Annotated in this window: 14 protein-coding genes; all 14 read right to left on the bottom strand. The window is 56.7% G+C overall.

Translation table 11 applies throughout. The annotated features are described in order from the left end of the window. Nucleotides 1-326 precede the first annotated feature (326 nt). Complete coding sequence (locus tag PKO02S_RS16210; RefSeq protein WP_127584668.1) at nucleotides 327-1,247, bottom strand: acetylxylan esterase; 921 nt, start codon at nucleotides 1,245-1,247, stop codon at nucleotides 327-329. Between the two features lie 88 nt (nucleotides 1,248-1,335). Further along, complete coding sequence (locus PKO02S_RS16205) at nucleotides 1,336-1,662, bottom strand: hypothetical protein (RefSeq protein ID WP_127584666.1); 327 nt, start codon at nucleotides 1,660-1,662, stop codon at nucleotides 1,336-1,338. Between the two features lie 23 nt (nucleotides 1,663-1,685). Continuing rightward, complete coding sequence (locus PKO02S_RS16200; RefSeq protein ID WP_127584664.1) at nucleotides 1,686-2,921, bottom strand: cation:proton antiporter; 1,236 nt, start codon at nucleotides 2,919-2,921, stop codon at nucleotides 1,686-1,688. 4 nt (nucleotides 2,922-2,925) lie between these two features. Then, nucleotides 2,926-3,423, bottom strand: coding sequence for a cation:proton antiporter regulatory subunit (locus PKO02S_RS16195; RefSeq protein ID WP_127584663.1), 498 nt, complete (start codon nucleotides 3,421-3,423; stop codon nucleotides 2,926-2,928). Nucleotides 3,424-3,643: 220 nt separating this feature from the next. Next, complete coding sequence (locus PKO02S_RS16190) at nucleotides 3,644-4,012, bottom strand: hypothetical protein (protein WP_127584661.1); 369 nt, start codon at nucleotides 4,010-4,012, stop codon at nucleotides 3,644-3,646. 103 nt (nucleotides 4,013-4,115) lie between these two features. Continuing rightward, nucleotides 4,116-4,367: an ATP-binding protein gene (locus tag PKO02S_RS33895; RefSeq protein ID WP_373865213.1), complete on the bottom strand. Its 252-nt coding sequence runs from the start codon at nucleotides 4,365-4,367 to the stop codon at nucleotides 4,116-4,118. Further along, on the bottom strand, nucleotides 4,283-4,513 hold the full coding sequence (locus PKO02S_RS32415; RefSeq protein WP_164821488.1) for a hypothetical protein: 231 nt from the start codon (nucleotides 4,511-4,513) through the stop codon (nucleotides 4,283-4,285). The genes PKO02S_RS33895 and PKO02S_RS32415 overlap by 85 nt, the downstream gene beginning before the upstream one ends. Nucleotides 4,514-4,585: 72 nt before the next feature. Further along, nucleotides 4,586-5,338, bottom strand: coding sequence for a fumarylacetoacetate hydrolase family protein (locus PKO02S_RS16180; protein WP_127584657.1), 753 nt, complete (start codon nucleotides 5,336-5,338; stop codon nucleotides 4,586-4,588). Nucleotides 5,339-5,381: 43 nt separating this feature from the next. After that, nucleotides 5,382-6,782 carry a four-carbon acid sugar kinase family protein gene (locus PKO02S_RS16175; RefSeq protein ID WP_127584655.1) on the bottom strand — a complete coding sequence of 467 codons (1,401 nt, stop codon included), beginning with the start codon at nucleotides 6,780-6,782 and terminating at the stop codon, nucleotides 5,382-5,384. Continuing rightward, complete coding sequence (locus tag PKO02S_RS16170; protein WP_127584653.1) at nucleotides 6,782-7,894, bottom strand: isocitrate/isopropylmalate dehydrogenase family protein; 1,113 nt, start codon at nucleotides 7,892-7,894, stop codon at nucleotides 6,782-6,784. The genes PKO02S_RS16175 and PKO02S_RS16170 overlap by 1 nt, the downstream gene beginning before the upstream one ends. Before the next feature lie 23 nt (nucleotides 7,895-7,917). Then, the gene (locus PKO02S_RS16165) at nucleotides 7,918-8,541 is read right to left on the bottom strand and encodes an amidohydrolase family protein (protein ID WP_281280438.1); all 624 of its coding nucleotides are present in this window, start codon (nucleotides 8,539-8,541) and stop codon (nucleotides 7,918-7,920) included. 422 nt (nucleotides 8,542-8,963) lie between these two features. Continuing rightward, entirely contained in the window at nucleotides 8,964-9,590 is a 627-nt protein-coding gene (locus PKO02S_RS16160; RefSeq protein WP_127584649.1) for a histidine phosphatase family protein, read from the bottom strand. Between the two features lie 27 nt (nucleotides 9,591-9,617). After that, nucleotides 9,618-11,159 (bottom strand): extracellular solute-binding protein, encoded by a 1,542-nt coding sequence (locus PKO02S_RS16155; protein ID WP_164821487.1) that lies wholly within the window; start codon nucleotides 11,157-11,159, stop codon nucleotides 9,618-9,620. Between the two features lie 61 nt (nucleotides 11,160-11,220). Continuing rightward, nucleotides 11,221-12,099 (bottom strand): carbohydrate ABC transporter permease, encoded by an 879-nt coding sequence (locus tag PKO02S_RS16150; protein WP_127584645.1) that lies wholly within the window; start codon nucleotides 12,097-12,099, stop codon nucleotides 11,221-11,223. Nucleotides 12,100-12,106 lie beyond the last annotated feature (7 nt).

Raw genomic sequence — 12,106 nt, 5'->3', positions numbered from 1 at the left:
TGAAAAACGCTGTAAAACTTTCGTTTACTATTAGCCAACTTTCATTCTCTGTCCCCGTTTCCACCAATCTTTCGCCTTGAAGACGGTTTCCTTGTCAACCTGTCCCCTCCCCCGAACGCGGGATGCAGTCCGAAAAAATCGGACTAGAGACAACGATGCCGCGAGGTGGCACCATGGATGCAGATACCCCCAACCACGCTTGGCAAGCCTCCCCCTCACGCTTTAGTACTGTAAAGCACTTAAACTTTCTATATTCTCAAGATAGACACTGTAAAAGTGCCCTTCTTGCGGGTCATTTGAACCAAGCATTCGTGCTAAGCATACAATTAAGCATACAATCGGAACCAGGCGGACGCGAGCGCCACGAACTCCTTGGTATACCGATGCACTCCACCCTTGAGAAAGGTGATGGATCGCGTGCCCGGCAGCCGTTCATACAGCGTCTCGATCGTGTCGGGCGGGCAAGCCGTATCGGCCTCTCCGGAGGTGAGGAGCACCGGAATATCGAGCCGATGAGCATGGGACAGCGTATCGATGTACCCGAGCGCTTTCCACCCTTCCTCCCTGTTGGCCGATTCCTCCAACCCTTGTACGGCTCTCCGATACGCTCCGCGCCCGTCAGCAAGAGGATAGTTGGTCAGAAACGGCACGTCCGCCGCCACGCATTGCACACCCCGGCCTTGATACAACGATCCCAGCAGCAGCGCTCCTCCGCCTCCCTGACTCGAGCCGAAGAAGGAGACCCGATCCGGGAGCACAACCGGCAAGCTTTGCGCCCAGCGGACTGCCATAAGGCAATTAGCCAGCCAAACTCGATAGCCGCCCTCTGCACCGCTGCTCACCGTATCGGGTAAAACCGGCCAATCGGCGTTGCGGCGCTTGCTTTCGTCCCTCCCCCATGGGGTGGTATATCCAAGCGGTGAGATATGCAGCACATGAAAGCCTTGCGATACAAACTCCGGATGGGTGCTCATCTCCGCGCCGTATCCCGGCACATGCACCAGCAATGGCGCCTGCCGATCCGAGCAGGGCTGCCAATAGATGTAGAACGGATCGAGTCCGGACGGTGGGGTCAGCTTCACGAATTGGAATTCATGATCGTAATGATGAACCCCCAGCCGGCTTGGCGTATCCTCCAGGTGTATGACCTCCGTCTGACATTCGGTTGCGTCCGCCAACGCCCAGATCGATTGTACCCAATTTTCGATTTCCTTCACACTTGGATAAGATCCCCTTGGTTTTTCCACTCTAACACGCTCCTGTACTACCGGATTGTAATTGCCAGTAGTACAACAATATCACATTTTGTAGCAGCTCGGACGATGAAGTCTGTCGCTACCGCAGCTCGTTCCCATACTTGGAAACATCCTTAACATGCTCATGCGGGTGCCGCTTACTTCCCGGCCTCGCGAAATCTTCCATTGACTGGTATGGCAGCACATCGAGGACGGCAACCGGATCCGTTCGCAAAATGCGCTCGATCCATTCCTGTACCTCCAGCCGATATAACACAACTTCCAGTGAATGCCTCCCGCGTAAACCGGCTATGTTGTGAACGGTTGTACCGGTTCTACTGCGCAGGATGGCCGTTACCGCTTCCGGCTGCTCCGTCTGAATGCGCAGCCTCCTCTTCCACGTAGAATCATCGTGGGCTCGCTTCATCTCGATTCCTCCTTCGGTTGGAATCAATCTCCGGAGGTCGACCGCTCCGATCCGCGTTTGGGAGAGCGCCGACCTATCCAATTCGTCAAACGATTCATACCCTTATAGATATACTTCGTTTCCTTCGTCAGCAACGGACCGATTACCGCCAGAATGAGCACATAGAGGGCGGTGAACGGCTGCAAGATCGGGAGCAGGCCGCCGGTTTTGGCAAGACCGGCCATGATGATCGAGAACTCTCCTCGAGCTACGATGGTCATCCCGATGTTGACCGATGCTTTCGAAGAGAGCCCCACACTCTTGCCGGCCCACATCCCTGCGGCGAAGTTTCCGATTAAAGTCAGGACCACAGCGACAATGGACAAACCAACCGCCCCGCCGAGAGATAAAGGATCGATGGTGAGTCCGAAGCTGAAAAAGAAAATCGCCCCAAAGAAATCACGGAACGGCAGGATGAGATGCTCGATCCGTTTCATATGCTCCGTCTCCGCTAATACTAACCCTACGAGCAGGGCGCCGATTGCTTCGGCAACATGGATCGTCTCCGAGAAGCCGGCGATGATGAACAGGAGCGCAAAGATGACGAGCATGAACAGCTCGTTGGACCGGATGTTCAGTAGCCGATTGAGCAGCGGAACGGCCCGCCGGCCGACGATCAGGACCAGCAGCATGAAGCCGAGAGCGATACTCGCGGACAACAGAATCCCGCCGAGCGAGGTCGAGCCGCTCAGTACGAGCCCGGACAAGATCGAGATGTAGATGGCGAGAAACACATCCTCGAACATAATAATCCCTAGAATCATCTCGGTCTCCGGATTCGCCGTCCGCTTCAAGTCGACGAGCACCTTGGCCGCTATCGCGCTTGAGGAGATCGTCGTGATGCCGGCCACGACCAATATTTCGAGCAGCGGCAGTCCAGCCGCGTAGCCGAACACCAGCCCCAGCGTGAAATTGATCAGAATGTAAATCGTGCCCCCGACTACGATCGATCGCCCCGACTTGACAAGCCGGCCAACCGAAAATTCGAGGCCCAAGTAGAACAACAGAAACAGCACGCCTATGCGGCCCAAAAACTCAATAAACGGACCGCTGGAGATGAACCGCAGGTCGATGTGCCACCACTCGAACGAATGCGGGCCTACGGCCATGCCGATCAGGATGTAGAACGGGATGACCGAAAACCGCAATTTGGCCGACAACAACCCTGCCATGGCGATCAGGGCGATGGCCACTCCGATTTCGAATACAAGATGGTCCATAGGCTCATTCAACTCCATTCTTGAGAATGGACTTGAACAGCAGTAGCTGCCTCCTCTCGCCGGCCGCTACAAGCGTACAATCCGCCGTCAGCACGACTTCCGGACCCGGATTGATTTGTCTGGTCCCGTTGTTCTTCTCCAGCAAAGCAAGAATTGTCGCTCCGCATCGTTGCCGAACGTTCAATTCGCCGATCGTGCGGCCGACGCAGGCGGAATCCGGCTCGACCCGGTACCATTCGAGAACGAGCTCGTCGAGCGCCATCTCAATCGGCAACAGCGCCTTCGGCTTATACGTCATGCCCCCGAGAATGCCGGCTACAAGCCGCGCCTCGTCATCATCCAGGGTGACGCTGGACAAGCTTTCCTGCGCCTCAGGGGATTCGAAGTGGTAGCATTCCCGCCGGCCGTCGTCATGAACCACAAGCACGAGCTTGCTTCCGTCCCGCACGAGCAGCTGATATTTTTTTCCGATTCCCGGCAAATCGATTTCACGAATATTCATACAGTAGGTCCTCCTGATCGAGGAGCGATTTCTGGCAGCAGCAAATAAGCCTCGGCTCCTCGTTTTTTTTTGAACAAGGGTAAGGAACAGGGAATTTAGGAAAATGGGCAGAGAGACAGAATTTTAGTTAGCAGAAAAAAAGCAAAAGGACAGAAAAGCAGAAGTTCATTTGGTTAAAAAGGGCAAAAGGGCAGAAAGGCAGAATTTGCTCAGAGGGAGGTTAAACGTACTGGGATTGAAACGCAATCGAGGTTAAAAAACTGCTGCGCGCCATGCGGCGTGCGATCAGAGGATGTACGGCAGGGGGAACCGCGGAACGCAGTCGGCGGATGGCCAGCAGCTGAGAGGCTAACAGCGCCGACAACACAACCAAATAAGCTGGAAGCCGGACGTGATCGTTGGTAGAAGTTTGCTTGCGCGCCGTCGACTTGTGGCTCAGAAACTCCATGCCTTGAATAACCCACGAACCGGCACGGCTGGATTCGGCGAGACTGCCTTCGATACTCGGGGTAGGCGTCGCGAACAACAACATCACCACGGATATAATCAGCGAAAAGAAGCGATTGAAAGAGTTATGACGAGTCATCATCCCTATTCACCTCCTTTTCCACAGTATTTAATTAAATTATACCATAAAATGCGCGTTTTTTGAATGCGTATCATCAAATATAGCATCACCTAATGTTTGGAATTCATGCGTCCGGGATCCGCAACCGAAACTCCGTTTTTCTATTCGGACCGCTCTCCACTTCGATAGTCTCCTCGTGGAGATGGTCAATCTTCTGCATAATCGACAGACCCAGGCCGATGCTGCCCGATCCCCTGCCTGGCGTTATCCCCAGGAGCTGCTGCTGCCGGCTCAGGGCGGCCAGATGCCGCGCCTCTTGCCCGATGACGCTTGAGCGATTCGCTTCGTCGCTTCGGTCAAACGGCGATACAAGCACGGCGCGCCGCGGGCTTGCTCGGCGGCTTCGAGGATCAGACGTTCCGCTCCGGCGCCCGATTGACCCGCGCTGCAATTGGCGGTCATCATTGCCCGAGCGGCTCGTCTGAAGTTAAAGGAGCCGGCCCCGGCAAACTTCGCCGACATTGGGGATAACCGTCAGTTCGACCCGAACGCGACCGCCACCGCGCGGAAACATTGACGCTGATTGTTCGTCTGTTATCGAACCGGATTGTTAAGCCGCCCGATGGCTTCGATCGAACATTCCAGCGTGCTTCCGCGTCTCATCATCCCCGCGCCGTCCGGAGCTCCGGTCAGCAGGATATCGCCTGGCCTGAGCGTCATCAGTCGAGATAAATAAGCAATCTGACCGGCAATGTCCAGGATCATTCGTTCCAGCGGTGCGTCCTGCTTGAGTTGACCGTCCAACCGAGACTGGACCCTGACCTGCTCCAGCTGGAGATCGGTCACAATCGCCGGGCCCAGCGGCATAAACGTATCGCTGCATTTGCCCAGCAACCAAGGCCCTGATGGGTGGAATAGCTGCTGAGCCGTAACATCGTTGCCGATCGTATATCCGAACACATACTCGAGCGCTTCCGACTCGTCCACGTTGTGCGCCGTTTTTCCGATCACCGCGACAAGCTCCGATTCGAACTTCACTTCCTCCAGAACGGACGGAATATGAATCGGCTCCTCCGGACCGATAACCGTCGATCCGGGCTTCAGGAAAAACACCGGCATCTCGGGACGGTCCGGCTTCACTTGTCCGTTCGGGGCATAATTGTAAGCGATGCCGATGATGGAACCCGGCACGAGCGGCGCCATAAGCTTCACCTCGTCCAGGCGGAAGGTCCGGCCGGTTTCCTGCCAGCTCCCGAACCAATCCCCTTCCGTTTCTCTAAGCGTTCCTCCATCGTCCCAAGCCTGCCTGATCCAACCCGCTTCATCCCGGAATCGCACAAATTTCATTTTGAAACACTCCCTCCTCATTTTGCCGGACCACCTCGTCCGTTCAGGTCCTTCTTCGAAATCGCTCCACAATCCGCAACAAAGTCCCCTCATCGCCTACATTACCTGGAATTACGGCATAAGGAAAGGCTCCTCGCCCGGGAACGTCCAACTCCCACAGAGACACGCCCGCCTCCAGCTGTCCCAGCACGAACGCCGTTCGCGCGCCAAGGCCGTCGGTTGCGATTTGAGCGGATGTGATCCCGCCCTTGCTGACAATGGCATCCGCCTCGCGCGCTACACGCCGGACCACATCTGTTAGCGCACTCATCACGAGCTTCCCGGTCTCCAAGGACTGATCCCCCTCTTGCCGAATTCGCTCCGTCGCCAGGACCGCCACCCCCCGATTCCCTAGTTGGTCGCGCAAGGCTGCCTCGGCAGCGGCGAGCGCCGTTTCCCTATCAGAGCCGACGATCCCCGCCGTCGGCAGAACGACCGGCGCGAGCGACCATGCCTCCGCCAGACGATTCAGCTGCTTCGTACTCGCGGCCGTATGGGAGCCGCAGACGATCAGCAGCTGCTCGGCTCGCGCCGGGAGCACCGCATCCCTGCCGCGCAGCCCCGCCCGTATAGCGGCAAAGGACGAGGCGGAGCGCACGACCACATGGCGCCTCGCCGTTTCCGCCAGCTGCAGGCCGGCGGCGACCCGTTCCAGATCCTCGCTCGTCTCCGCATCGGGAATGACGACGAACCCGTGCGGCGCGTCCAACAGCACCCTCGCCACGGCTATCGCGCCATCCGCCCGAAGCCGCTCCAACGGGATCGTCACGGCGGGTCGCCCATGCCGGATCTCCATCGACCAGTCGGCCAGCCGTTCGCTCCGGTACCCGAACACCGCGTCCCTGGCAAATTCCGTCCGACAGACCGGCACCTTCACGCCTTCCTGCTGCAAGTAATGAACGCCGCCAACGGTCGTCCTTCCTCCCTCCGGAAAGGCCGGTACGAATAAGGCAACCGAATTCGCCCCTGCCAGCTCGTCGATCTCGGCAAACACATGCCCGCGCAATGTGGAATCCCCTCTTAACACGAAGGTGACCCGTACTCCAGCTTCCGCAGCCTCCTCCTCCATCTCCGAGCGAATTGTGCCGACCAACCGGCGAGCTTCGTCCTCAGGCATCGCTCTCGTGTTGGTGAGCACATACACCGCCCGCACGCCTCTGCGGATGAAGGCGCGATAAGCCTCCCGGTCAGGCGTTAGGATAACCTGCACATCGGAGACAGTCTGCGTCCCCGTCGGATCATCATCCAGAATAACGACAAGCCGCCGGTCGTGGTCCCCTTGCAGTTGGTCGCGATCTCCTTGCAGTTGGTTGTTCTCCTCTTGCCCTTGCTCGTGATCCCATTGCCCTTGCTCGTGGTCCCCTCGCTCCATCCGTCCCATCGCCATCGTATCGCCCTCTTCCATTAGCGGACCGTCAGCTCCTGCAGGCAACGCACGACCGCATCCCCGACATCCGAAGTTCGTGACGCTCCCCCGATATCCGAAGTGGCGGCTACGCCTTCCTCCAGCACCTTCATCACCGCTTGTTCGATGCGCACGGCCGCATCGGTCAGCCGCTCATCCCCGTGGCGCTCCCCCAGCCAATCGAGCATCATCCCCGCCGATAAAATAGTGGCGAGCGGGTTGGCGACTCCGCGCCCTGCCAAGGAAGGGGCCGTTCCATGCGAGGGCTGGAACAGCCCGTGTCGGTCGCCGATATCGCCGGAAGGCGCCATCCCCAACCCGCCTACCGTAGCGGATGCCAGGTCGGAGATAATGTCGGCGAACATGTTCTCCGCCACAACAACATCGTAATGATGCGGCTGCATCACCTGATATAGCGTCATCGCATCTACATAGGCGTAATCCCGGTCGACACGAGGGTACATGGAGGCGACTTCGTCATACACGCTGCGAAAAAACGCATAAGAGCTTAGCACATTCGCCTTGTCCACACACGTCACCATCGATTTCCCATCCAACGGCCTTCCCTTTCCGAATCGCTTCTGCGCCAGCCTAAAAGCAAAGTGCGACACCTTCTGAATGCCCGTCCGCGTCATGATGATCGTATCCGTCGCCACTTCCCCCCGAACGTTGCAGCCCCCTGTCCTGGATGCGTAGAGCCCTTCGACATTTTCACGAACGATTACATAATCGATGCCCCCGGATACATCCCGCAGCGGACTGGGAACTCCCTTATACAGCTTGACCGGCCGTACCCCGGCATACAGATCGAGATCGAAGCGCAGCCGGAAAATCACGTCCCCATTCACCTCCCGGCCGTCCGGATGCCGCGCCTCCGGAAGGCCAACCGCTCCCATCAGCATCGCATCCGCCTGCCGACAATGCCGGAACGTCTCCTCCGGCATCGCCACACCCGTACGCATGAACCGTTCCGCTCCGGCGTCGAAGCTCTCCAACGCAAAGGTCAAGTCGGCATATCGCCTCTCGATTTCCCCGAGCACGCGCACCGCTTCGCCCGTCACCTCAGGTCCGATCCCGTCTCCGGGCAATAACGCTATTTTGTATACCGCCACCTGCTCCCACTCCCCGCCGCTCGTTATAATTGAAGGTTGAATATCCGGTTTGCATTGTGAAAAAAGATAGCTTCCAATTCCGCTTCGGACAGGCCGATCGACTGGTACTTCACCAGCTCAACCGGCAAATTGGTCAGATGATCGGAGCCGAGAAGCACGCGTGCCGCCCCGATCGTATCGACCATCTTCTTGATCATGTACGTCTGGCACCAGGATGGCTCCAGGACGATATTGTCGCAGTACTTGGCCGCCACAATCGCCTCATCCGAATACACGGCGAAGCCGGCATGGCAGAGAACAAACTCCACATCCGGGTAGCGCTTGGCCGGGTCGATCATCAGGGACGGCAGCGCATTCGGAGCTCCCACTCCGGTATGGACCAGAACCGGAACGCGATAGGCTCTCGCCGTTTCATACACCTTCTCGCACAAGGGCGACAGCGGAGAAATGTTATGACCGAGCGGATGCAGCTTCAACGCTACAAAGCCGTATTCCCGGAAACAAACGTCGGCCTGCCTGATGTAGGCAGCTTCTTCCAGCCAGGGGTCCAAACTCGCCATTCCATGGATACGTCCTCGGCAGCGCTGAGATAATGCGGCAATGCGTCGATGCACGGAAGGGATATCCTCCAAGGTGGGCTGAGGCATAACGAGCGAGGCTTCAATTCCATAACGATCCATCGCTTGCAGAATGGCCTCTTCGGAAGCGCACACCCCTGAGAACTTGGAACTGCCTAAATGAACATGGGTATCAATGATGCGAATGGCGATCGGCCCCTCTCAAAAACATCTAGCTAAATTGTACACATTGTATACAATGTATGCAACAAGTATTTTTAACAGAATAAGAGGACAGCCCCAGCTCGCTGTCCTCTCCCGACTAGCCGTGCAAATCAGTACTCGTAAGCGCCTTTACCTAACGCCGCCCCGTTCGGGACGGGAATCCCGCTCGAAGCCGCAGGTCATACCGTACCCGCTCAAATCGGTGCTGGATCCCTTGCTTCTGCCTCGCCTCAATGTACACATTGTATACAACATTAAGCGCGTCCGAACGGAAAATGTAACCTTTCTCACATCTCGCTGACGCTCAAATGAGCCGTCGAAGCATACACTAGCCGCCAGCCGTCACGCTGCCTCTCCAACCGATTCAAGGCGCACATCTTGCGGTTGAACCCGTTCAACGGTTGGACAAGCGCTCTCGCTGTCTGATGCATGGAGGCTCCATGTCCCACAATGGCGATCGAGCCTTCATAGTCTTCAATGATTCGCTCGATGGCCGGTTTGACCCGTCGATATACATGCACATCCTCCTCCTCCTCGGGGTATCCTGGACCGGAGTAGGAACGGTAAGCAGAATCGATTCGCGGAAACTCGGCCAGCGCCTCCTCACGGGTGACGATCTCCGGCAATTCGGGTATCCAAGCGGGATTCAACCATTCATAAAACCCGTGTTCGACAAGCAGGGGCAGCTCCAGCTCCTCCGCGATGGCATGAGCGGTTTGCAGCGTCCGGTAAAAGGGAGAAGCGAATACATGCCGAACTGCTCTATTCTTCAAATAAAAGGCTGTCTCCGCCGCCTGCCGGTGACCGGTCGCCGAGAGCGGCGAATCATACGGGCGTTCGGCTGTTTTCTCCCAATCGGGATTCTCGAAGTTCAACCGCATGCCGTGCCGGACCAGCCATATGGTGTGGACCATGGTCGTGTCTCCTGGCTGCCGCCCGCTTTATTTTGCTTTGCGGAATTGGTTGTACCAGTCGGTTCTTTCCTTGATCAGCTTGTCGCCGTTCTGCTTCCGCCACGTCGAGACGAATTCGTTGAACGACTCGATCGGATCGTTGCCCACCACAATCTTGGCCGCTTTCTCCTGGAACATGGTGTGCATATTGTAGTCGTTCGCAATGGGAGGCATCCCCACCGCTTCGTTGACGAAGCCTTCCTTGCTGACGATATCCAGCGCCGTCTTGATTTTGCCGAATGCTGCCGCTTCCGGATTTTTCGCCTGGAGCACCTTCTCGTTGTAGCCGTTCATCTGGAACATGTTGGTCAGGAACTCCACGTCCTTCAGCTTAGCCGTATCGAATATGAGCTTGTCGCCCTCTTTTTTGAACGTTGTCCCTTCGATTCCGAGCGATGTGAAAATTTGGCCATCATCGCTGACCAGCCAGTCGAAATATTTGATGATGGCTTCAGGATTTTTAGTCGATTTGAACAAAATGTACGTCTTCGTAACCGGGTTCCAGCGCGAGCCGACCGGTCCGGTATAGCCGGTTCCATGCGGCGTCGGAAAGGCGATAATGTCCGGCTTCTGCCCGGTCGCTCCCGCCGTCACGTCGAGCTGCCATTGCCATGCCTGATCCGGCACGTGACTCCACATGCCTACAAGGCCCGACTTGACCTTCTGCTCCCAGATCGCCTTGGTGTTCGACAGGAATTCGGCGTCCAGCAGCTTCTCCTTGTACATCGTGCGCATGAAGTCGACGCCCTTGGCCATATTCGGCGTCAGGTTGGCGAAGAGCACTTCATTATTGAAGTACGTTTCATGCCAGGTGGAGCTGACTCCCCACATACCGAAAATATTTTCCGACCAAGAAAACTTTTCCCGACTCGAGAACGGAATTTCATCCTTCTTGCCGTTGCCGTTCGGATCGCCGTCCCGGAATGCGCGCAGGACGTTCAGCAATTCGTCGGATGTCGTCGGCACCTTCAAATTCAGCTTGTCGAGCCAATCCTTGCGCACGAACATGACATTGCCGGAGGTTGTGTTCGGTTGAGGAATCGCTAGTATTTTGCCGTTCTGCGTCACCGCGTCCCAAGCCGACTTGGGGATGTGCTTCTTCAGGTTCGGGCCGAATTTGTCGATCAGCTCGTTTAATTCCAGCACTTTGCCGCTGCCGATCAAGTCCGCCTCCGGTCCCGAGAAATTCATATACACGTCGGGAAATTCGCCTGCCGCGAATTTCAGCTTGAGCTGATCCGCGTATTGCCCATGGGGGAGAAACGTAATGTCCAGCTTGGTGTTCGTCTTGTCCTGCATGTGCTTCAGGAACGGATTGTCCTTGGCCGGCGTCTCCTTCCCGAAGTCCGAAATGAACATCTTAATCGCAGCCGGTTCCTTACTTGCGGATGCGGTCGGCTGAACTGACGCATTCGTGCCGCCAGCCGGTGTTGCGGAACCACTCGGCTCCCCCTTCCCTGAACATCCGGTGACCGTCAGCATGGCGACAATCGTCGCCGCCCCAACCCATTTTCCATAAGACTGTTTCATCTTGCTAGAACCTCCCCTAATTGTGTTTTTAGAAGAATTGCCGCTGGTACGGCAAGACATCTCACTCTTTAATCGAGCCCAACAGGGCCCCCTTGATGAAATGCTTCTGGATGAACGGATAGATGAGCAGAATCGGCAAGGAGGAGACGATGATGACCGTCATCTGCAAGCCTTGGGGCGATACTTTCTGCGCCGCGTCGAGCGCCTCCGGGAATGTGTCGCTCATGTTGAACTGGGCGATGATGTTGTAGAGGTACAGCTGCAGCGGCCGGATGCTGGACTTGGTGATATATAAGAGAGGAGCGAAATAGTTGTTCCAATGGCCTACGGCGTAGAACAGGATGAGCGTGACCAGAATCGGGATCGACAACGGCACAACAATTCGGTACAAAATGCGGTACTCGTTCATGCCGTCGACGCGTGCCGCCTCCAGCAGCTCTTCAGGCAAAGAGCGGAACGATGTGAGGCAAATGAGCAAATTGAAAGCGCTCAAAGCGGCCGGGATGATCAGCGCCCATATCGAATTCAGCAGTCCCAGCTGTTTGACCAGGATGTAGGTCGGCACGATCGGCGCCTGGAAGATCATCGTGAATACGATGCCGAGGAGCACCGCCTTCTTCCCCTTCAGCTTCGGCCTGGACAGCGGATAGGCGGTCACCACCGTCATGAACATATTGAGCAGCGTCCCGATCGTTACGACCAGCACCGAGATGCCAAAGGATCGCCAGAAAACGGCGTTGGTCATGACCATGGCGTAATTGTCCAGATTGAACTCGACCGGCCACAGCCTTACGCGTCCCTGGATCAGCGCCGTTGTGGAGCTTAACGAGCTGGCCAGGACGAAGAGGAAAGGAATCAGAATGGTGGCGCATAGGGCTAGCAGCAGCAAGACGTTGAATGTATCGAACGCCTTCTCGCCGGCGGATGTTTTGATGCGCATCTTGAGC

The sequence above is a fragment of the Paenibacillus koleovorans NBRC 103111 genome (assembly GCF_004000845.1).
Taxonomy (GTDB): Bacteria; Bacillota; Bacilli; order Paenibacillales; family NBRC-103111; genus Paenibacillus_AA; species Paenibacillus_AA koleovorans.
Note: the sequence above shows the minus strand (reverse complement) of the source record. Positions and strands in the feature narration are given on the sequence as shown.

What these genes read in the sequence shown, in the direction of transcription:
- PKO02S_RS16150 (WP_127584645.1), bottom strand. Translation starts at nt 12,099, where the DNA reads ATGCGCATCAAAACATCCGCCGGCGAGAAGGCGTTCGATACATTCAAC.
- PKO02S_RS16180 (WP_127584657.1), bottom strand. Translation starts at nt 5,338, where the DNA reads ATGAAATTTGTGCGATTCCGGGATGAAGCGGGTTGGATCAGGCAGGCT.
- PKO02S_RS16195 (WP_127584663.1), bottom strand. Translation starts at nt 3,423, where the DNA reads ATGAATATTCGTGAAATCGATTTGCCGGGAATCGGAAAAAAATATCAG.
- PKO02S_RS32415 (WP_164821488.1), bottom strand. Translation starts at nt 4,513, where the DNA reads ATGTCGGCGAAGTTTGCCGGGGCCGGCTCCTTTAACTTCAGACGAGCC.
- PKO02S_RS16155 (WP_164821487.1), bottom strand. Translation starts at nt 11,159, where the DNA reads ATGAAACAGTCTTATGGAAAATGGGTTGGGGCGGCGACGATTGTCGCC.
- PKO02S_RS16160 (WP_127584649.1), bottom strand. Translation starts at nt 9,590, where the DNA reads ATGGTCCACACCATATGGCTGGTCCGGCACGGCATGCGGTTGAACTTC.
- PKO02S_RS16175 (WP_127584655.1), bottom strand. Translation starts at nt 6,782, where the DNA reads ATGGAAGAGGGCGATACGATGGCGATGGGACGGATGGAGCGAGGGGAC.
- PKO02S_RS16165 (WP_281280438.1), bottom strand. Translation starts at nt 8,541, where the DNA reads ATGCCTCAGCCCACCTTGGAGGATATCCCTTCCGTGCATCGACGCATT.
- PKO02S_RS16200 (WP_127584664.1), bottom strand. Translation starts at nt 2,921, where the DNA reads ATGGACCATCTTGTATTCGAAATCGGAGTGGCCATCGCCCTGATCGCC.
- PKO02S_RS16190 (WP_127584661.1), bottom strand. Translation starts at nt 4,012, where the DNA reads ATGATGACTCGTCATAACTCTTTCAATCGCTTCTTTTCGCTGATTATA.
- PKO02S_RS16205 (WP_127584666.1), bottom strand. Translation starts at nt 1,662, where the DNA reads ATGAAGCGAGCCCACGATGATTCTACGTGGAAGAGGAGGCTGCGCATT.